The 20,034-nt window shown below is 52.4% G+C and carries 17 protein-coding genes and 1 pseudogene; 6 read left to right on the top strand and 12 right to left on the bottom strand.

Annotated features, from left to right (window positions below; genetic code table 11):
* Positions 1-47: 47 nt before the first annotated feature.
* Complete coding sequence (locus MKY58_RS12025; protein WP_339324725.1) at positions 48-557, bottom strand: Rrf2 family transcriptional regulator; 510 nt, start codon at positions 555-557, stop codon at positions 48-50.
* Positions 558-852: 295 nt separating this feature from the next.
* On the opposite strand from MKY58_RS12025, the gene MKY58_RS12020 reads away from it, so the two are divergent.
* The 4 genes from MKY58_RS12020 (at position 853) to MKY58_RS12005 (ending at position 3,740) form a co-directional block, all read left to right on the top strand.
* Entirely contained in the window at positions 853-1,077 is a 225-nt protein-coding gene (locus MKY58_RS12020) for a hypothetical protein (RefSeq protein ID WP_339324724.1), read from the top strand.
* Positions 1,078-1,096: 19 nt separating this feature from the next.
* On the top strand, positions 1,097-2,137 hold the full coding sequence (locus MKY58_RS12015; protein WP_339324723.1) for a DJ-1/PfpI family protein: 1,041 nt from the start codon (positions 1,097-1,099) through the stop codon (positions 2,135-2,137).
* Between the two features lie 52 nt (positions 2,138-2,189).
* Positions 2,190-2,837, top strand: coding sequence for a DUF2306 domain-containing protein (locus MKY58_RS12010; RefSeq protein WP_339324722.1), 648 nt, complete (start codon positions 2,190-2,192; stop codon positions 2,835-2,837).
* 117 nt (positions 2,838-2,954) lie between these two features.
* On the top strand, positions 2,955-3,740 hold the full coding sequence (locus tag MKY58_RS12005; RefSeq protein WP_339324721.1) for a DJ-1/PfpI family protein: 786 nt from the start codon (positions 2,955-2,957) through the stop codon (positions 3,738-3,740).
* Positions 3,741-4,006: 266 nt separating this feature from the next.
* On the opposite strand, the gene MKY58_RS12000 is transcribed toward MKY58_RS12005, so the two are convergent.
* The 7 genes from MKY58_RS12000 to MKY58_RS11970 form a co-directional block, all read right to left on the bottom strand.
* Positions 4,007-4,723, bottom strand: a complete 717-nt coding sequence (locus MKY58_RS12000) for a hypothetical protein (protein WP_339324720.1) — start codon at positions 4,721-4,723, stop codon at positions 4,007-4,009.
* Positions 4,724-4,911: 188 nt separating this feature from the next.
* Complete coding sequence (locus tag MKY58_RS11995; RefSeq protein ID WP_339324719.1) at positions 4,912-5,658, bottom strand: GntR family transcriptional regulator; 747 nt, start codon at positions 5,656-5,658, stop codon at positions 4,912-4,914.
* A 69-nt stretch (positions 5,659-5,727) separates the two neighbouring features.
* Entirely contained in the window at positions 5,728-6,510 is a 783-nt protein-coding gene (gene frlD / locus MKY58_RS11990) for a fructoselysine 6-kinase (protein WP_339324718.1), read from the bottom strand.
* Between the two features lie 66 nt (positions 6,511-6,576).
* Positions 6,577-7,590: an SIS domain-containing protein gene (locus MKY58_RS11985; protein ID WP_339324717.1), complete on the bottom strand. Its 1,014-nt coding sequence runs from the start codon at positions 7,588-7,590 to the stop codon at positions 6,577-6,579.
* Between the two features lie 114 nt (positions 7,591-7,704).
* A complete protein-coding gene (locus MKY58_RS11980) occupies positions 7,705-9,054 on the bottom strand; it encodes an amino acid permease (RefSeq protein WP_339324716.1) in 1,350 nt (449 codons plus the stop codon).
* Positions 9,055-9,079: 25 nt separating this feature from the next.
* Positions 9,080-9,898 carry a TIM barrel protein gene (locus MKY58_RS11975; protein WP_339324715.1) on the bottom strand — a complete coding sequence of 273 codons (819 nt, stop codon included), beginning with the start codon at positions 9,896-9,898 and terminating at the stop codon, positions 9,080-9,082.
* 199 nt (positions 9,899-10,097) lie between these two features.
* Entirely contained in the window at positions 10,098-11,096 is a 999-nt protein-coding gene (locus MKY58_RS11970; protein ID WP_339324714.1) for a DMT family transporter, read from the bottom strand.
* Between the two features lie 132 nt (positions 11,097-11,228).
* On the opposite strand from MKY58_RS11970, the gene MKY58_RS11965 reads away from it, so the two are divergent.
* On the top strand, positions 11,229-12,620 hold the full coding sequence (locus MKY58_RS11965) for a PLP-dependent aminotransferase family protein (protein ID WP_339324713.1): 1,392 nt from the start codon (positions 11,229-11,231) through the stop codon (positions 12,618-12,620).
* A gap of 113 nt (positions 12,621-12,733) precedes the next feature.
* On the opposite strand, the gene MKY58_RS11960 is transcribed toward MKY58_RS11965, so the two are convergent.
* Together MKY58_RS11960 and MKY58_RS11955 are read right to left on the bottom strand one after the other, a co-directional pair.
* Positions 12,734-13,363, bottom strand: a complete 630-nt coding sequence (locus tag MKY58_RS11960) for a phosphotransferase (protein ID WP_339325130.1) — start codon at positions 13,361-13,363, stop codon at positions 12,734-12,736.
* A 397-nt stretch (positions 13,364-13,760) separates the two neighbouring features.
* The gene (locus tag MKY58_RS11955; protein WP_339324712.1) at positions 13,761-13,979 is read right to left on the bottom strand and encodes a hypothetical protein; all 219 of its coding nucleotides are present in this window, start codon (positions 13,977-13,979) and stop codon (positions 13,761-13,763) included.
* A 233-nt stretch (positions 13,980-14,212) separates the two neighbouring features.
* On the opposite strand from MKY58_RS11955, the pseudogene MKY58_RS11950 reads away from it, so the two are divergent.
* Positions 14,213-15,113: pseudogene (locus MKY58_RS11950) on the top strand (SDR family oxidoreductase).
* A gap of 178 nt (positions 15,114-15,291) precedes the next feature.
* Here the strand turns inward: MKY58_RS11950 and MKY58_RS11945 are convergent.
* Positions 15,292-15,753 carry a hypothetical protein gene (locus MKY58_RS11945; RefSeq protein WP_339324711.1) on the bottom strand — a complete coding sequence of 154 codons (462 nt, stop codon included), beginning with the start codon at positions 15,751-15,753 and terminating at the stop codon, positions 15,292-15,294.
* A 523-nt stretch (positions 15,754-16,276) separates the two neighbouring features.
* Entirely contained in the window at positions 16,277-19,966 is a 3,690-nt protein-coding gene (locus MKY58_RS11940; protein ID WP_339324710.1) for a polysaccharide lyase family 8 super-sandwich domain-containing protein, read from the bottom strand.
* Between the last annotated feature and the right edge of the window lie 68 nt (positions 19,967-20,034).

The following is a 20,034-nucleotide window of genomic DNA, read 5'->3' as shown; positions in this document are numbered from 1 at the left end:
TACCTCCATAGATCTATAATGTCCATAATTAAAGCGCAAGAAGTGTATCACTTCTTGTTTGCTTCTGGGTTGCAACGCTCCAAAGCCTCGTTCAGCACCGTTTGGATCGTATGTTCCCGCAAATACTGGTGAAGCTGGCGTTCCGCGCCTAACATCACTTTCTCGATCAAACATCCGTTTTCCCCCGGGCTTTCCTGCTCTGTCGATGCAGTCCCCTCTTCTGCCAACAACCGATGCTGCCGCGATTCGGAAGTCGAGCATTCGAACATCCCCTGTCTTCCTTCAATCACTTGTATCACGTCCAGAAAAGTAATCTGATCCGCCTGCCGCGCAAGCTCATAACCGCCGTTCACTCCCGGTACGGCTCGTACGATCCCATCCTGTCTCAGCTTGGACATGATTTTGGATAAGTAGCTTTCCGAAACGCCAAGCGTGGCGGATAATTCCTTGATCCCGACGTTATGGCTTTTGTGGCCGTTGCCGTTATGAGGAATCTTCGCGAGAGCCAAATGAAGCAAGGCGTGCAGCGCATAATCCGTACTTTTGGAGAACTGCATGGTTTGCACCTCCTTTCTAACCATTATCATTATTATGGATATCTAATATCTATAATATTCGAATGGCGGTATAAGCGCAAGTCCCCGATTTTGAATCCATCATCCTGATCATATTCTGCGTATGTCCAAGCCCGTTCAAACCTTTCGAAGGTTGCGATGCCATGTTGATTGTTTTGTGATCTTTTTACGGCCTGATTTGAGATATTCGTTTGTTATGATACATCATGCAAGCACGGCCAGGCGGAACGCAAACCGCGCTCGCCGCGACACAATACCGGATGAAGGAGGTTTTCAAATGGGCTTGGACAACGGCCATTTTTCGTTTTTCCCGTTTGGGGCATTATTTTGTCTGACGCTTTTTAGTTTTGTAGCCGTTCGAATCTATGCCATCCGGCAGCGGTACAAGGTTCAGGGAGCAAAGGATCCCGAATTCGCTTCGATTCTAAAAAGCCGGATGGCGAAAGGCGAACTGGACGAAAACGAATATCGCAGGCTGAAAGATCTTCTGGCAAAAAAATAAAGTTTAGGAGGTTTTGCATATGCTGACCGTTCAAATCGTGCTGTTTGACGGCTTCGACCTGCTGGATGCCATTGCGCCTTTCGAGGTTTTCAGCGCAGCTTCATTGCATGCCAAAAACGCGTTACGCGTAGAATTCGTCACCGCCGAAGGACCGAGATCCGTGACCAGCGGCATAAACGGGTTAAAAATCGAGGCAACCGGCACGCTGGATCCGGAGCAATCCGGAATCATCCTTTTGCCCGGCGCGTCCGGGGAAATCGAGGGTGACGGTCCCGATTCGATCCCGGCGATTCTGGGGCGGGCGGTACATACATCAGTCATCGATTTAATGGCCCGGGCGCTTGGGCAACAAGACGTCATTGTCGCCACGGTATGCGGCGGTTCTCTGTTGCTCGCCATGGGAGGATTGCTGGAGGGCAGACCGGCCGTCACGCACCATCTGGGCATGGAATTGCTTGGAGCGACCGGCGCTGTACCCGTTCCGGCACGTGTCGTGGATCACGGCAATCTGGTTACCGGAGGGGGCGTTACCTCAGGACTCGACGTATCTCTTTATTTGGTCGAGCGTGAGCTTGGGCCGCGTATCGCGCACGCCGTAGAACGGCTGTTTGAATATGAACGAAGAGGAACGGTATGGAGTGAGACCGGAATAGCGCCCGGCCGTCAGGAGGCTTTAACGGGAAACGGACCGAGCATCGCATCGGATGAAGCTCCCGCGGTTCATGACCGCCCGAGCCCGGATCGCCTTATCGCGCGAGCCTCCGATTTCGATGGGGATTGGGACACGGTGATCGCTACGCCGGTTGGAAAAATGCAAGTCAAGCTGTCCATATCGACCCAACATGGGACGATACGCGGCAAAGCGACTCAGGGAAATGAAACGGTTGAGTTTATCAATCCCGTTCTCCAGGACAATATGCTTACCTGGATGCTGCGGATCACGAAACCGATGCGCCTCAATTTGAAATTCGAGGTTGCAGCCGACGGGGACCACATGGTCGGAATCGCCAAGGCCGGCATGCTGCCGGCGTCGAAATTGACTGGCATGCGGATTTTCTGACGGAAAGCGGGCATCGGCAACAATAATAAAAGCCGCGGAGGTTTGGCATGACATGATGAATCGAAAGGCGCTATACACGCTTCTTGCCTGTGCAAGCATCTTATTTATCCTTTACGCTCTGACGCAAAACTATATCATCGATCCCGGAGCCGAGGCATTTTTAAGCCATAAAACCGGACTGAAACGGGAGCTGAATCTCCCGGCCTGGTTGAACGTGATGTACGTCCATGTCGCTTTTGCCTGCATCGCCATGGCGGCGGGCCTGCTTAATTTTTCGAATCGCGTGTTTAAAAAAAGCCGCCGATTCCATCGCGTTAACGGCTACGTTTATTTTCTATCCGTGCTCATTGTCGTGCTGACTTCCGGATACATGGCTCCATACGCCACCGGCGGCAAATTAAGCGGCATGGCGTTTAACGCGCTGAATATCATCTGGCTGCTTATCAGCATAACGGCGCTTGCGCAAATCAAAAAGAAACGGATTGACCGCCACCGGAACTGGATGATCCGAAGTTATGCCTTTTGTTTTACGAACCTGTTCATCCATCTCATCACTTCCCTTTTCCACCGGGGATTCGGATTGATATACGTCACCAGCTATACCATCAGCATTTACGTCTCCATCGTACTGCTGCTGATTATTCCTGAAATCATCGTTCGAAGGATCGTGCGGTCCGGAGATGCTGCCATCACCTCGTAAATGAGGCGGCCTAACCTCGGCAAGATGAATTGCAGGTGTTCCTTGTATAAAACACTCTAAGCGCTAAAATGGCTCCGTTTCTTGAAAGCCGCAGCGGCGAGAAAGGATAAGTATTCCATGAAAAAAATTTTAGGATTGCTCGCGACCATTTCGCTGGTCATAAGTTTATTGGCTCCTGCAGCAAGCGCTGCATCGGCAGACAAAAAAGAGGCTTCCAAGGCCAATAGCTTACATGTGCAGATCGTATTGTACGATGGGTTTGATCTCATGGACGCGTTGGGGCCGTATGAAGTATTTGCGGCCGCGGGCATGTTCGCCGAAGGAAAGGTGACTGTCGAATTGGTGTCGGCGGAAGGCAAACGTTCCGTACCGAGCGGCCTGAAGGGGCCTGCCCTGGAAGCTCAGGCCGCCTTAAATCCGAATCGTCCGGGAATCATCGTGGTGCCCGGGGCTTCGGGCAAGCCGGCGGGAAATTCGGAAGATGCCGTCCCGATGATATTAAGGCAGGCCAAAAATACCGGCTTGACGCGTTTGATAAATCAGGCTTTGGATAATAAGAATGTGACCGTGGCTACGGTATGCGGGGGTTCTTTGCTGCTTGCCATGGACGGTTTGTTAAATGACAGACATGCCGTTACGAATCAAATGGGCATGGCTGCATTAAAAGCCGCAGGCGCAATCCCGGTCAATGCCAGAGTCGTCGAAGACGGCCCACGGCTGGTGACCGGCGGAGGCGTAACCTCGGGACTGGACGTGGCGCTGTATTTGGTCGAGCGTGAGTTAGGGCCCCGAATCGCCAACGCCATCGAAAACTTGTTCGAATATGAACGAAAAGGCACGGTATGGCGGGCGGAAGGCATGATGCCGACCGACTTTGGGGCGAATCCCGCTGCAATCCGTTGACCCCTTAAAACTTCAGCGCTTACCTAAAAGAAGTGTCGTTCGCGAATGAACGGCACTTCTTTTGTCGCTCACCCCACTTCCAAAATGGGGATGAGGATGCTTAACCAACATGCCATATTTCTAAGATGATTTTCGTTTCGACCGGCACCCAATAAAAAAGCCGCCTACTGGCGGTCGGAAGCTGCTAATGCACGAATATATACGAATATTTTTTGTTTTTCCAACGATTCGTCAATTCGTCGTTCGGCATCATACCTTGCATGGGTTTAAAAGATTATGGTAGCTCTCCAGGAACCTCCGCCTTGGGTACAACGATACGTTCCAGTAACCGTTCGGCCGTCGCCGGAGAGGGTACCGGTGTATTCACAGTTGTTTCCATCGCTGCTGTTTCTCCGCAGAACCTGGACGTTGTTGCCGAATATGTTGATCGTCAACACGGCCGTGATTTCCTGAGCTCCGGGCATCGTCCATCTGGCGTCGAAAACGTTGCTGTTCCCGCGGCGGGTCCATACGCCGTTCCAACCGCCCTCTTGCACATGCCAGATTCGTCCCAAGCGGGTTCTCTCGCGATGAATGATGGTTGCCGTCCAGGTGCCCTGACCCCGGATGCATCGAAAATTGCCGCTCACCGTTCGGCCGTCCCCGGAAAGCGTGCCGGTGTACACGCAGGTATTCCCGTCGCTGCTGTTTTGCCGAAGGACATAAACGAAATTGCCAAACATATGGATCGTCAACACGGCCGTGATGGCCTGAGCTCCCGGCATGGTCCAGGTAGCATCGAACGTATTGCTGTTCCCCCTTCTGCGCCATACGCCTCTCCAAGGACCTTCCTGCACGTGCCATTCGATTCCCAATTCCTGCTGACGTACTGCAGGATCGGAGATTTCGGGCGGATAACCGCCGGGATCATTCACGACGCCGTAAGCGTACGGGTTGTAACCATGGGGCGCATAACCGGGCGGACCGTAATGGTATGGATACATTCATATTTCTCCTTTGCTGTACCGATTTAGCAACATATTATGACGGGATAAATGCCTATGTGACTTGCACAAGCCTAAATTGGGCTCATGAAAGCGTATTTTACTCATAAAAAAAAGCGTTAAACCTCCGGTAAAGGAAGGTTTTAACGCTAAATGTGACAGACATGTAAAGCGGTCCCGCTTGAAATCTATGACTCTTCATGCACCTGCTTGGCCCGATGAACCGTCAAAGTCACCCGATTGGTTTCGCACATGAACGTGGAGAGATGTACAGGCTCATCTTTCGCGTCGAAGGCGACTTTCAAAATCCGGAACAAATTCGCCCCGACATCGCATTCGAGCAGCCTGGCATAGTCCTTCGTCGCGCTGATGACATCGATTTCTTTATCATTGCTTACGATTTCCGTTCCGTATTCCTCGGCCAAAATTTTATACGTGGACTCGTTCATCGCGATTTTTTTCTCCAGATCGGGAAAGCGGGTCAGCGAATAATGCGCGATATCGTAGAACAGCGGACGCTCATTGACATACATGAGACGCTCCAACTCCAGGACAGGGCTGCCGACGCCAATCCGAAGATGCCCGGCCACTTCTTCGGTCGCTTCGATGACGTTGCTTCGTAGAATGCGGGAATTCGGGATCATGCCAAGCTGGTGGCTGAACTCCGAGAATCCGCTTACAGACAGCAGCTCGTTGTGAAATTTGTTGGATGCCACAAAGGTCCCCCGCCGCGGAATCCGGGTAAGAGCCCCTTCCCGCACCAGTTCCTCGATCGCCTTGCGGATCGTAATCCGGCTCACGTTATAAATGTCGCATAGCTCGGCTTCCGTCGGGATTTGCTCATCCGGCTTGTAGCGCCCGTGCTGGATGTCATTCTTCAACATTTGCCGGATCTGCATGTAGAGCGGCTGAGGGGTCGAAGGATTTAAATTCATTGAACATTCATCCTTATCCATCAATGATCTTTTGTTATCCCTCTATTATACATTGATGGTCCCGCCCAGTCACCATGCGGCAAAATAGCCGATGGTTTTTGCAGCCCTTTGCGCCCCTTGCTCCAAGCATCTTTCGATCGGAAGCCCTTTCAAAGTCCCGTAAATAAACCCGGCGATAAAAGAATCCCCGGCCCCGAGCGTATCGATGACCTCCACGTCGACGATGCCGTGCTTATAAAATCGAACGCCATCGTATGCCAACGAGCCGTTTTCGCCAAGGGTGGCCACGACGATTCGGGAACCCCGAGCCTTGATTTTCTTCATCAGATTCCGGATATGCTCGTCATCCTGCGTATAAGACAAAAACGGATAGTCCACATATGGCGCAAGCGTCGTCACGAGTTCATGGTCCAACTTATCGGCAAAGTCAAAAGAGGTTAAAAGCCCCTTTTCTCTAAAATAAGGAAAATAACTGTCGGCATGGCCCCAAATGGCGGAATGGACGAGCTGGAACGATTCCGTAAACCGGAGATCCTCGGGGCTGAGGCAAAAGCCGGCCATGACGCCCTCCTCATAATCGCCCAGCTTTCTTTCGTTGCCTGCCATTTCGACGTAGGTGATCGCAGTGGTCCCTTCTTTCGCCCAAACTCTTGACGTATCCACGCCCTTCCCCTGAATCGCCCGGACCATGATCTCCCCGTAACGGTCGGTTCCTACCCAGCCGATATAGGCGGTGTCCGCACCCAGCTCGGACAAATAAACCGCCACGTTCACCGGGTTTCCTCCCGGGTAAGCCTCGCCTGTCGATTGATACACGTCCATACAGTTGTCTCCGACGGTCACGATTCGCATCTTCTCTCACCTTCCCCGTGTTCAAAGAAGGAGTGCCGGATGGCATCGCAGCACTCCCGATCCGTATTAATATTCCATTTTGCGGTAGTATCTTCTAAGCGTCAGCGGATGGTTTCTTTCGCGTTCCAGGTAGACGCTGATCCGGCTGAGCAGCGCCCAGTTGATGCTGACGGCGAAATGTTTCCGGAACTCGTCGCTGATGCCTTCCATCGCAAAGTCTTTGGTGTCGATCACGGTCAATCGCTTCGTAACTTTTTCGGCAAACCGCTCTACGCGGTCCGTCAGCGGTCGGGTTTCATCCTCGCCCTTCAGCAGGATGACGCTGGTATCTTCCACCACTAGCTCGAGCGTACCGTGGAAGAACTCGGCCGCATGAATCGATTTGGCCTTGATCCACTGCATCTCTTCCAGTACGCACATGGCGTACGAATACGTATTCCCCCACAGGTTACCGGAGCCGACCATCATGTGGTAGTCGGTGTCTTTATGCTCAATGGCAAAAGCCTCTGCCTTGGAGTCGAACGTTTTGACGGCATCCAGAATGGCCCGCGGAAGCTGGGCGACTTCCTTCGTGAACTGCTCGTACTGAGGGAATTCGTTACGGTTATGCATGAACCGGAATACGACCATGTACAGGAGCATGAAAAACGTATCGAAGGAATGTTTCTCTGATCCCGTCGTGATGCAGTGGTCCACCAGCTTGGTGATCGGCGTATCCGGCTCCGCTACCAAAGCAAAGGTTGTTGCTCCCCGCGCTTTGCAGTATTCGATGGCCTCGATCGTCTCTTTGGTGGTTCCCGATACCGAGGTGAAGATACATACCGAATCCTTGCTGAAATGCTTGTTGTTCATCACGACGAATTCGGCGGCGATTTCGGCATGCACGTCGATCGTCGAGTTGGATTTGAGGATATATTCGTAAGGGTACATCATGGCGATCGTGCCGCCGGCGCCAATCATGAAAATGTTGCTGTATCCTTTCCGGCAGATCCCGTCAACAATCTCCTCGATTTGGCTTCGATAAGCGAGTCCTTCTTTTTCAACGAGTTTCAGGAATAGCTCTTCATCAAAATTAAACATTGATCGTATCCTCCTGTACTGGAGCTGGTGCAGCTCCGACTCTTTATTTGTTATGTCTTGTATTATATCTAGATAATACATTTATGACAATCATTTTTTTGCAAGAAAGGAATGTTAAGCCACGATATGCGGGTTGTTGTCTTGATCCCTTTTCCGGCCGTATTTCTTTTCCCAATAATAATAGACGGGCAGGCCGGTGGCGATGACGACCAACGCCGCGATCATCCCCTGGAGCGGAGCCCAGGTAAACGTTCCCCAAGCGAGCCACGCCGCTCCAAGAATGGCCAGAATCGTCGTCACTCTCCACAGAGGCATTCGGTAGATCGGCTGATAATCCTCCCTCTTCCGGCATTTATAGACGGCCGCAAAGTCCAAAATGTTGATGACCAGCTGGATCAGCGTAAAATACCCGAGCAGCGAAGTTAAGTCGCTGAAAAACACGAGGAGGCAAGCATACGTCACCTGGGCCAAAATCGAAAAACTCGGCGTTTCATATTTGGGGTGGACCTTGGCAAACCGCCGAAAGAACAGCCCGTCTTTGGCCATGGCATATTCCAGGCGGGGCTGGAACATGATGCAAGAGCTTAAGGAACCTAGAATGACGATGATGGCCGTAACCGCTACGAATGGGGACGCAATGTTGGCCAACCCCGGAATATAGCTGACGGCATCGGACACGGCGGCGCTGGAACCCAGCAATTTGTCAAAAGGCATGAGCCCCGTGATACACACCGAAAGCAGCGTGTATAACCCCAGGACAATCAGCACCGAGCTGATGAGCGCTTTCGGCAGCACTTTCCCCGGATTCCGGATTTCCCCCGCCATGAAGCAGATCGATGCCATGCCGGTGTATGCCCACGTGGTGGCTGAGATGCCTCCGATCAAGCTGCCGTTAGCGGAGCCGGGCGCGGGAGTATAGGAAAAGTGGTCGTAGTTCATGTACATCAAACCTAAAACGATGACGATCAGAAATGGAATGATTTTGATCAGCGTAATGACGACTTGAAACCGGCCCCCCTCTTTCACGCTGCGGTAATGTATGGAGGTGATGAACAGAATGATCGCGATTCCCAGCAATTTGCCGGCAATCCCCGTAAAAAACGGGAAGAAGCTTGCAAGATACGTGACGATCGCCAGCGCCATGATCGAAATGGACGGAGGATCGAGCGCCCAGAACGTCGCCCAGCCGTAGAGGAAGGCAAGCGGTCGCCAGCCCGCCTTGTTTAGATAAACGTAACCGCTTCCATTTTCGGGATAGGCCGTTGACAGCTCCGCCAGCACCATGACCTGCGGGATGGCGATCACGCCGCCGATAATCCAGGCCAGAATCGATACAGAGGGCAGTCCCGCCGCTCTGGCAACGTCTCCCGTCGAGACGAAAATTCCGGAGCCGATCGTCGTTCCCACGGCCAAAGCCAAAGCGGACCAAAAGCCCAACTTCCTAGTCAGTGTGCCATTACTCATCGTGAGTTCCTCCAAATCAAGATGATTAGATGCCCAGTTCCCTTATCTTTCGGACCGAATGCATGACGGTATCGTGCGGGTCCTGATAATAATGAAATCCCATGATTTCCAAAGTACAGCTGCCTTGATACCCATGCCTCTTGAGACTGTCAAGGTAACCTCTCCAATCCAGTTCCCCGTCGTCCAAAGCCAGATGAGCGTCCGTCGCTCCGTCCCCGTCGATCAGGTGGAAATGGCACAGCTCCGGCAGCGTGGAGAAATAATCCTCCGGCGTCTCCCCGGCAAGCTGCATCGCTACGGTGTCGATCATTCCCTTTAGTGCCGGTGACCGGATCTCGTCCATCATGCTTTGGATGCCTTTGACATCGGTGATGAGGTTCGATTCGAAGCGGGTTAAAGGCTCCAAAGCAAGCGTGACTCCCTCCCGCTCGGCCAGCTTGGACAGTTGACCGATCGAGTCGGCAGCATACTTCCAGGATTCCTCGACGGCTGCATGAAAGCTCCCGATTCCGGAAGTGACCAGCATCATGTCGGCGTCCAACTCCAGCGCTGCGTATACATTTTCGACGAAGTAATCCACGCTTTTCTGCCGCAGCTCTGGATCGGAGGCCGCGAGATTAAACGGATATACGCATTGTTCGGGGGTATAGCAGACCACCTTCATGCTTCTAGACCTGAGCTCCTTCCTAATGCGCCTTAATCGGCCAATCCCTCCCCGATACACGTAAAAATGGGGTTCGCCTGCCCACAGCTCAATGCGATCTACGCCCAGCTCCGTCATGGAATCGAGAAAATGCTCGAACGGATAATGCCTGTACGTAATGTTCATTCCTGCAATATTCATGGCTCCACCTCCTAATGAAAACGCTTTTAATTGTTATGTCTTGTATTATATTCAATCAATACATTAATTTCAATCCATTTCGCAAAAAAAATCCCGTCAAGAGTTCCCTGAAGGAGGATGAACTGTTGACGGGCGCAACTTCGGAAATTTTGAAGGCTGGAGTTATTGGGCATTTGGCTTGTGACGTTCGTCGCTGTACTTAGTCTTTTGCTTGATAAGACGCCATCCGGTTTGACGGGTTGTTACCCTTGGGCGACGTTATAGACCGCTGCGCCTTCTCCGCTTGCGAACCGGTACGCATGCTGCCGATCATGACCATTCCGGCTATGACCAGTAATCCGCCCATCCATTGATGCCAGCCGGTCTCTTCTTTCAGCAGCCAGACAGATAATATCAAGGCCGTAAACGGCATCATGCCCGAAAAAGCGGCGGCCGTCGATGCGCTGCAGCGCCGGATTCCCGCATACCAGCAAACAAACGCAAGCGCGGTTACAACCGGGCCATACCAAACTAAAGCCAGCCACCCCTGCCAGCCGATCCCCGCCAATGACGCCAGCGGCTGCTCCGACAAGCTCGGGATGAAGCTGATCGTCCATGCCATCGCGGATACCAACACGGTCTGCACGGCCGGATGAATGTTTTGTTGTTTATTGACGCGCAAGGCAGCAGCGGCTCGGGAAAGGACATTAAACAACGACTCGCACGCCGCGGCGCAAAGGACCAGAAGATTTCCTTGGAGATGTTCATAAGCAAAACGGCGGCCCGGCAAAAACAAACCTTGAATAAGCAGGATCCCGAAAACCGTGCAAAGCACCCCGAGGAGGCGCGTGACGTTCGTCTTCTCGCGCAGCAGCAGCATGGCGAACAGAACGGTGATCGCCGGGGTTGCCCCCGTCAATATTCCAGCCTCCGACGAGCTTGTCCGGACGAGCCCAAGGAGCAGAAACATCCGGAACAAAAAGACGCCAAACACCGCCTGGCTGAACAGGAGGACCCAATCCCTTGCCGCGAGCGAACGAATCGTCCTAAGCAGCTTCCTTGTGCATAACGGCAGCAGACAAACCAGCGAAATCAGCAGGCTTACGGATGTGATCGTAAACGTCCCCAGCTTCCCATTCACAAACGTTGCGGCGACGACGGAGGTGCCGGCCAGCCCGAATGCGCACCACAAATAAAAAAATCCTTTCATACGTTCCATCTGCTTCACTTCCCCCGAAATAGTGGTTTGGATCCAAAATGACTGTTACAATCATAGTGGAATAAACTGGCATGCAAAAGAACCAGTTCGGCAATATATTTTACGAACCAGTTGGAGGACCGCATGTGGGGAATGAATTTGAATCGGAACCTGGATATTTCATTGAAGCGGCAAATTTACCAAAACTTAAGGGATCAGATGTTGGCCGGAACGCTGAAAGCGGGCGACCCGCTTCCCTCCACGCGCGAATTGGCCAAGGCGCTTTCCGTTTCCCGGAATACCGTGAACGAAGCTTACGAAATGCTGATCGTCGAGGGTTACGCGGAAAGCAGGCAAGGGGCGCCCACCCGGGTGGCCGACGGGCTGATCCTGAACCGGGATCGGAACGATGCGGCAGGAACGCAGCGCGAACCGGAGGCTGCGCCTTTCATCCTGGCCGATTTTAAGACTGGCCAGCCGGATTTGCGCCTGTTTCCGCGTTATGTTTGGCAGCGTGCTTTCCAAAAGGCATTTAGCGGGATGCCGACGGATTGGCTCGGTTATACCGGACCTCAAGGTTTACTCGAACTACGTCAAGAGATTGCCGCCTGGCTTATGCGAAGCAAAGGAATCGCCGTGGATGCCGGAGACATATTCATTACCGCCGGCGCCACGCAGGCGCTTCACCTGGTTTCCGACCTTTTGTATGCGGAACATCAATTCATGCTGGTCGAGGACCCGTGCAATATCGAGATGATTCAGACGTTCATCCGGAAGGGATACACGGTGGTCCCTGTGCCGGTGGATGCGCATGGAATCCGGACCGAGACCTTATGCAAAGGGCAGCCCGGTCCGGTATACGTCACGCCTTCGCATCAATTTCCTCTCGGCGGCATCTTGCCTGCATCAAGGCGGACCGCTTTGATTCGTTTCGCCCGCTCCTGCGGCAGTTACATCGTCGAAGACGACTACGACAGCGAATTCAGGTATTACGGGGAACCCGCGTCCCCCCTTTATGCCATGGCTCCCGAGCGGGTCATCTACATCGGAACGTTCAGCAAAGTTCTTTTTCCCGCGCTCCGCATCGGTTATGTCATTGTCCCACGGGAACTGCAGAAGCGCTGGCGCAGGCTGCGCACGTATACGGACGTCCAGAATCCACCGTTTGAACAAGCCGCGTTGGCCGAGTTTCTTCGTACCCGAACATTTGACCGGCATATCGCAAAAATGCGGAAAATATACAAGCAGCGCCGCCAAATTCTTTTGGATTCGCTGGGAGAGTGTTTTGGGGATGGGTGGCGCCCCTGGGGGGATGCCGCGGGACTGCATCTGGCCGTCGAATTTGACGGGATGGCATTTAACGATGCTTTCCGGGACGATGCCCGCCGGAACGGGATCCGTATTACGCCGGTGGAATACCACTGCCTTCGGAAAGGCGAGCATCGTAACAAGCTGCTGTTAGGGTATGGCCATCTGGAGCCGGAGGAACTCCGCCAAGGGATACGTCGGCTGCGGGCGTTCATGATGCAGGCTAAAGTTTCATAGACTAAAAGATCCCATGATTCAAGACATCAATGGGATCTTGTTTTTCCTTCGTTTTTCGCCCAGAGCGGATGAATCATCTCTTGCTATCCGGATCGCCTTGACCACATAGTCTACTACAATTGAATCTCACAGCCATCGAAAGGAAGGCCCTTTTCAATGAGATGAGCAGCCTTAGCTACCGCATGTTTCTGAGATTCGTTTAGTGTGCTTTCATCTCCGTTCCAGTCATAGAGCCACCAGAAAAAAGAACTTACATTTCTATATTCCATAAACATGGGAATGAGTTGAATCCAATAACGATCCAGATGATTTTGTTTCAAGTATCCTTCGAGAAAATCGTCCAGGAAGGCTGATGCAAATTCATTTTTGCTTGTTCGATCCTCTTTCGGAGATCCCCACCAAACCGCATGTGCAGCCGCAATGGCAATATCGAGTGAAAACCAGCCATAAATGCTGTCGTCAAAATCAAAAACGGTAATCCCGTCCCCGTCGATATGAAAATTATACGGATGGAAATCATAATGGATGAGCCCGTAAGAATCTTGGTCCCTAGGAAGGGATTCGATGATCTGTTCGATGGATCTTAATTTCTGAAGAAGCACCCGATACTTTCCTTCATGCAGGCACGGGTTGTTGGTTTTCCAACTGAGCCATCCTTCTCTCCGCCTGACCGTATCCACAGGCGTAAACGATTTGGAGTGCCGATGCATCTTTCCCATGGTTTCTCCCCACTGTCGAAATATGCCCGGACCCCATAAAAAAGGATCGTCTTTATCGAAAAACTTCCCCGGCGCCAGCGAAAATGCCGTTGCAATATAACATCTTTCCTTTTCTTCGTAAATAGCGGTTAACTCGTTTCCACGGTCCTGATCGGAAGCGATGCACGTACTCCGTTTCTAACCAGGTCATAAATCCAGTCTAGTTCCGCCATTATTTTTGCCGAGCAGGAAGGAGGTTTTTTCGATAATCGTAAAATAAAGCCCTCATTGCTTTTGGTAAAGCGATATACCTCATTCGACGAACTGCTGATCAATAGAAGTGTGCTCGCGTCAAAGCCAAATGATGCCGCAGCCCTCGCTAAAATTTCAGGAGTTGCCATTATTCGAACCTCCACGTTGAACGATTCCCGGCCAGGTACAACTACTTTACAGGAAATTCCCCCATAGTTATAGACTTATCTTTTTGTCTGTAATAATCTATAAATCGAACGCGAAGTCTTTTTTCCTTCGTACCTTTCATAGCACTGCTCGTTATTTTATAAAGCTTGATCGGCCCGGTCGCTACCTTACGTTGATTCGCCACCGATCGGTTTTCAGGCGCATTCGCTTCCAAAAACTCCGTAATCGCAGCCATGATCATTTTACCGACCCCTTTCGAGGGGAAATGTTGCGAGGAACCAAAAATCCGCGAATCTGCTTTTGTAACATAATGACCAGGCTGTTTTACATAAAATTACAAAACCATCGGAAACCGAAAAAACGGAAGGACCCGTCTTTAGCCCATAGGTGTGTGTATCCGTCCTGTTCACCGTTTTTTACGAGTTCAACATCTTCTGGAAGCAGTTAAAACCGTTCCAAGGAGGAAAATTGGGCATGTATCCATCTTACCCGTATTACGGCTCGGAGGTGCAGTGCAAACAGGTTCCGATCACGTTTCCGCCGCAAAAGCAGGATCGGCAGCCGGGAATTGAATCGATCATGAACCCTCGACCTATCGCTGAAAATCCTTATTATAAGGGATCCGGAAAACTAGCGAACAAAATCGCGGTGGTAACGGGAGGAGACAGCGGGATTGGGCGTGCCGTCTCGATCGCATTCGCCAAGGAAGGCGCGGATGTGGCCATCGTCTACTATAACGAACACCAAGATGCCGCCGACACGAAAAACAGAATCGAGCAGTTGGGGAGACGGTGTCTTTTAATTTCAACCGATTTGAAGGAAGAAAAAGCATGCCGTGAGGCGATCGGAAAAATCGCCGGGGTTTTTGGCAGAATCGACGTTTTGGTCAATAACCATGGAGTTCAGTTTCCCCAAAAAAGCATCCTTGACATATCGGGGGAGCAGCTTGAATTCACGTTCCGCACCAACATCCTCTCCTTTTTTTATTTGACCCAGGCGGCGCTCCCTTATATGAAGGAAGGAAGTTCGATCATTAACACCGCATCCGTGACGGCTTATCGGGGAGAAAAAACGTTGATCGATTATTCTTCGACAAAGGGAGCCATCGTTTCGTTCACGCGTTCGTTATCCCTGAATTTGACAGATCAAAAAAATCCGCGTCAACGGCGTCGCGCCCGGCCCCATATGGACTCCGCTCATCCCGGCTTCTTTTTCCCCGGACAGAGTCAAGCATTTCGGCGCCGACGTGCCCATGAAACGAGCAGGCCAGCCTTTTGAACTGGCGCCCGCTTATGTCTATCTGGCCTCTGACGACGCTTCGTACGTATCGGGACAAATTCTTCACGTAGGCGGCGGAGAAATGGTCGAATCATGATACGAGCTTTCAACTTACCGGTCCGAATGAATTTACTGTATTTTGATTAGATTCTTTGGAAAAGCTTAACAGCGCCTCCCGATTCCGTGGAAGACGCTTGTTATCGAGCACATATGTTCCTTCAGAAAACGAAATGCCGAACCGGGGACGCTGCCGTTTTTTTCGAGGTACCGCCGATTCAGCTCGCCCCGTCTGTTTCTTCTCCCCAGACCCTGAAATTTTCGCTGCACGTAGTACGCGTGACTTTCAGGTATTGGTGTCTCGTAATGTTCGAACCGATTTCGGAGGCGCCGTTCCCTTTCACATGGATGCAATTTTCAGGGATCGGCGTTCTCTTCCCGTCTTGCCCGACATAATAATATTGGTCCGTTACCGTTCCGTAATCCATGTCCGGATTGGAGGTGTCGTAGGTCCCGTCCGCCCGGATCGGAATGACATCGTATTTGCCTTCTTTTTCAAGCCTTGGCGCGCCCGCAACGTTGTAATTGACCTGTATGTTGCCCTCGAAACCTTCAGGTATCAAAAATAGGTCGTCCGTCGTTGTCGTTTTGGTCAAGGAAGCAACGGTAATCCCTAACATGATACTGACCCCAATCGCCGTGAATATCGTACCCGAAATAAACCTGCGATTACTTGACACGGTACATCTTCCTCCCCTCGCCATCGATCCTTGAAAGCAAAGCTTCTACTTGATAGTACTTTTTTTCACTTTCAGATCCCGGTCGATTCCCTGCGCCGCAATTTGACGCGTCGGTTCGAGTTCTATTGGAACAACCTCAATTCGGATGTAAGGTCCCCGTACTCGTTAAACGCTTTTTGGCTTGGGAAAGTTGCGGAACATATCATGGATATCCGTCTCTTTGAAATTCAAAAAAACAAACCCTTCCCCAATTATCGGCTTCTTGAAATCTCCATCGGTAAAAATGACGGCCCGCAGCATGAATCTGTTAGGCATTCTGTTGCCCCTTCAACAATTCGCCAAAGCTGGTCCGTCTGACCGGAATCGGTCTTTTGAATTACTTCGGCCCCATGAGAAGCTGAACCTTCCAAAATGCTGACTTTTTCCGAACAGTCGCTCGGCCGTCTCCATAATGCTCAGCCCTTCGTTCAAAATAAAACCGTCCTGGCACATGCCAAGACGGTTTTCATCACTTGTTCATCCATTAAGATTCTGCGTACAGACTTTTCAAATAAACAATATCCACAAGCAAAGCTTGCGCAAACGTATCATCGATCTTTTTGCCGCTTAACGCCCGAACTTCATTTTCCAAGGCGTTTAATGCATTGAGGGTTGTTTTCCCGTCTTCGGTGTTCACGATCCGATTGATTTTGACTAGCAAGCTATTCGCAATCCCTTGATGATGAATCCATCCTTTTTCGCTTCCAAGCTGAATCGCCTCCTGCAAATGCCGCAGGTCCGTCGTTACGAGAAAGCGATAATGACGTACGGCTTCGTTACCGGCTGCGTCGACAGCCTTGACTTCAATCCAATGATCACCGAACGATAAATCGTAGGGTTCCAGAGCAATCTCTTGCCCCATCGCCATACCATCCAGCTTGACCGTAACGGATCCTAGTCCGCTTAACGTATCCGTCGCTTCTATAGCCGCATGGAACGCATCCGTCCGATACACCGTTTCCGTCACCGTAGCCTGGATGTCGGGAGCGGTTTGATCGATCGTAAACGAAACCGATTTTTTCGGCTCTGTATTGCCCGCCTTGTCGATGGAACGATACTCGATCGTGTAGGCTCCTTCGGATTCCGCATACACGCTGCGGCTCACCGTCGACCACTCTCCGTCTCCCATTCGAACTTCGGTTCGTTTCACTCCCCAGCCTCCCGGCTGGTCTTCCGCCGTAAACTCGAGCTTAACCGGTTCCTTATAAAAGGCGGAAGGCTCCGTGCTGCCGTTGAGATGAACCGTCGTAACGGGCGGGGTCGCATCCATGCTCACAATCTCCAGATAGGGGGCATAGGCACCGTTTTCGTTCTCCTTGCTCCGCACCGTAGCATACAAGTCGGAGTTGACTTGCTGCAGCGCCAAACTGACCGTTTTATCCCCCTTAAGCTGCGATCGCACATATTCCGTTACGTCGAATGTTCTCCACTGCTGCTCGCCGGCAAACGTAACCGTATCCAGCTGCCTCCCTATGGCCGGGATGTTGTTCCATGTCAGCGAATTTTCATGCCAGGCATCGTCATTGACCTCAAAAACGCCGATCGTGGACACCGTTCCGTTCGAATCGCTCGTGGCGCCGAAAACATTCAACTTCACGGCGTATGGCTCATGCTCATAAGAACCGAGATCGAATTTCAGCAGCGCTTTCCTGGCATAACCGGAGCTGCCGTTGCGAATGTCCAGCCAATTGGACGCTCCGAAATTTTGCCCGGCATAGGCACCGTTCCGGACGTAAGCGTCTTCTTGGACATCGATCCGCTGCTTGGCGGATTCGTCAGGCTGCGGGTCTTCCAAATCGCCCGGTTCGGCAGAAGGATCGATCTTCCAACGGACCGTATGGCTTTTCCCTTTGGAACCCGCGGTGTTCACCTCGATCTGTATGGTCGGCGATGTCCTAAGCACGGTCACCGCCGGATCTTTGGCAATCTCCTGAAGCGCCGCGAAGCCGAGGTCGACTCTTACTTTCGCTTGCTTCTGCGTTGGATCGGATACGGCCACAGCCAGTTCCCCGCCCTGCGCTTTCGCCATGACCGACGCCGGGTTCCGGGCCCGGATGAAACCGACGGTGCCCGGGCTCCAGAAGTTTGCCGCCGTAATGCCAAGCGAAGCTTCCTTCACCGCCTGGACTTCCGCCGTGTTGCTTAGCGTCATCATATCCGGATGAGAGCTGTAAGCCGCGGTATCCTCAGCGTTTTTTCCGGGCAGCAGAACATATTCGTAGGACTGATTGGCCGGATTCGTTCCGTGATGAACAGCAAGGCTAAGGTAATTCCTTGTGACCGGGTCCGGCGACCCGTCCGGATGGATGTCCCGCCATGCGCCGGTACGGGATTCCCGCAGCCCTTCTACCGTCGCTGCTTGCGGAAAGTAGTACCCGATTCCGGTCTCGTCTTCTTTGCCGTTCAGATGCGCCCAACGAACCCCGCTCATCGATTCCGACCAGCCGATCTGCGACGGCTTCGCTTCGCCGTTGACGATCAGTTCATTGTCTCCGCTGCCGTTCAGCATCCGGTTCTCGACAACCGTTTCCACGCGGCGGTTGTCCGTGCTTGTCAGCCCCGCGCCCAACGCGACGATTTCGTCGTCGAACATGAACCAGGATTTTCTGCCGGACAGCGTGCTGTTGTCCGGATCCAGATCCATGCCTGCCGCGCCGTACAACCCATCAAGAGAGGAGCCGCCCACCCAATCCTTGGTTGATGTTTTGCCGGCGGCGCGGGTCGCGCCGTCGGACGTCGTTCCCGGCAGACGATAGGCGTTGACGGTCGGCCAAAACGCATCGAGATAAGGCATGTCGCGGTTGTACAGATATGTCATCCCTTCGCCCGTGTACCATCCCCTTGGATTTTCTTTGCCGCCAATGCCGTTTTCGTAATTGGCAATGCGGGTCGACGTCATGCTGAGACCAAACGCATAACCCGGACGGAAATGAACGACCCGGTCCATGGCCGAAAACTGCTTATGCAGCACAAGGTCTTCTCGCGCCGGAACCGACGGGTCGCTTAACAGGTTTTGTAGCAGCGTGATATCGGCAAGCCTTAGGCCGTCATACGGGTTTTGCAGCGACGGATCGGACTCAATGCCGGCTTTGACCATGCTTTTGAAGCTGCTCGACAGCTCCGGCGGGGCGAATTCCGAGAGGCGAAGCACAGGAATGAGCCACCCGCGTTTGCTTTCCCCGCTGCGCGATATCGCCCTGCCGTATACCATGTCCATCATTCTGCCGCGGTAAATAAGCGGTTCATAGGAGTCCGTCACCCACCGGTACATGTTGCCCAGATTCGGATCGGTAACGGGCCAGGACGAACCGTCGAGCAGCGTCAGCAGCTTCGCCATATCGCCGATCAACACGCCGCCGTAACTTCCGGTATAGGCGATATTGTTATGAAACACAAACGAGCCGTCTTCGTAAAATCCGTCGCCTTTGGTGACGTACGGAAGCACTTGGCCGACGGCGTCCCGGCCTTCTTTGATTTTATCCCCGTTTTCCGTATTGATGCCCCGGAGCACGACGGCGAGCGCTTTATCCAACCGATTGGCGCCCGTTTCGGCCAACGTAGGGGAATTCGTCCGTTTGGTAGGATCGGGGCAAAACCTGTCGATCGCTTTCGTGTAGTTGGCGATCTGGGCCGGCGACAACTGATCATGCAGCAATACCATCATATCGCCGAGCGATTGCGGTATTCCGATCTCCCACTCCCACCAGTTGCCGGTTTCGCGTTTCGATTCGTTATACCGGTTGGCATAGAGCCAGTCGAGACCGCCGATAATGTCGTTTTTCAGCGCTTCGTTCCGGTAATGGGAGGAACCTGCCGTCGCCCAAGCGATCGTCATGTCCCTGAGACGGTTGTACGCCGACGCGGCGTCCACGGCATCGGCCGAACCCTTGAGATCGCTCCATAAGTACGTTCGGCCCGTTTCCTTTTGCATCGTGTCCCAGAAGCCCGTGCCCGAAGCGTTCGTCACTTTGGCGTCAATGGATGCCACCGCTTTTGCGATATTCGGATCATTCGGATCATACCCGCTGCCGATTAAATAAACGGACCATTTGCTGCGCAGAAGCCCGAATTCGTCGGCCGCTTGCGGCTCGGCGGCTGCCGCGGGGGCTGGTACGCACCAAAGCCCCCAAATCAACAGCGCCGACTGAATGCATAGAAGCAGTCGTTTTCCCATTAGCTCAACCTCCCCAAGGATAAAATACTATGCTATTATAAAGTCCGGAAACCGCTTACAAGATGTTG

It is taken from the genome of Paenibacillus sp. FSL W8-0194 (assembly GCF_037969745.1).
GTDB classification, from domain to species: Bacteria; Bacillota; Bacilli; order Paenibacillales; family Paenibacillaceae; genus Paenibacillus_AQ; species Paenibacillus_AQ cookii.
This window is presented reverse-complemented; position numbering and strand designations above follow the sequence as displayed.

Coding starts and splice junctions, on each gene's coding strand:
- MKY58_RS12025 (WP_339324725.1), bottom strand. CDS start 557: ATGCAGTTCTCCAAAAGTACGGATTATGCGCTGCACGCCTTGCTTCAT.
- MKY58_RS12020 (WP_339324724.1), top strand. CDS start 853: ATGGGCTTGGACAACGGCCATTTTTCGTTTTTCCCGTTTGGGGCATTA.
- MKY58_RS12015 (WP_339324723.1), top strand. CDS start 1,097: ATGCTGACCGTTCAAATCGTGCTGTTTGACGGCTTCGACCTGCTGGAT.
- MKY58_RS12010 (WP_339324722.1), top strand. CDS start 2,190: ATGATGAATCGAAAGGCGCTATACACGCTTCTTGCCTGTGCAAGCATC.
- MKY58_RS12005 (WP_339324721.1), top strand. CDS start 2,955: ATGAAAAAAATTTTAGGATTGCTCGCGACCATTTCGCTGGTCATAAGT.
- MKY58_RS12000 (WP_339324720.1), bottom strand. CDS start 4,723: ATGTATCCATACCATTACGGTCCGCCCGGTTATGCGCCCCATGGTTAC.
- MKY58_RS11995 (WP_339324719.1), bottom strand. CDS start 5,658: ATGAATTTAAATCCTTCGACCCCTCAGCCGCTCTACATGCAGATCCGG.
- frlD (WP_339324718.1), bottom strand. CDS start 6,510: ATGCGAATCGTGACCGTCGGAGACAACTGTATGGACGTGTATCAATCG.
- MKY58_RS11985 (WP_339324717.1), bottom strand. CDS start 7,590: ATGTTTAATTTTGATGAAGAGCTATTCCTGAAACTCGTTGAAAAAGAA.
- MKY58_RS11980 (WP_339324716.1), bottom strand. CDS start 9,054: ATGAGTAATGGCACACTGACTAGGAAGTTGGGCTTTTGGTCCGCTTTG.
- MKY58_RS11975 (WP_339324715.1), bottom strand. CDS start 9,898: ATGAATATTGCAGGAATGAACATTACGTACAGGCATTATCCGTTCGAG.
- MKY58_RS11970 (WP_339324714.1), bottom strand. CDS start 11,096: ATGGAACGTATGAAAGGATTTTTTTATTTGTGGTGCGCATTCGGGCTG.
- MKY58_RS11965 (WP_339324713.1), top strand. CDS start 11,229: ATGAATTTGAATCGGAACCTGGATATTTCATTGAAGCGGCAAATTTAC.
- MKY58_RS11955 (WP_339324712.1), bottom strand. CDS start 13,979: ATGATCATGGCTGCGATTACGGAGTTTTTGGAAGCGAATGCGCCTGAA.
- MKY58_RS11940 (WP_339324710.1), bottom strand. CDS start 19,966: ATGGGAAAACGACTGCTTCTATGCATTCAGTCGGCGCTGTTGATTTGG.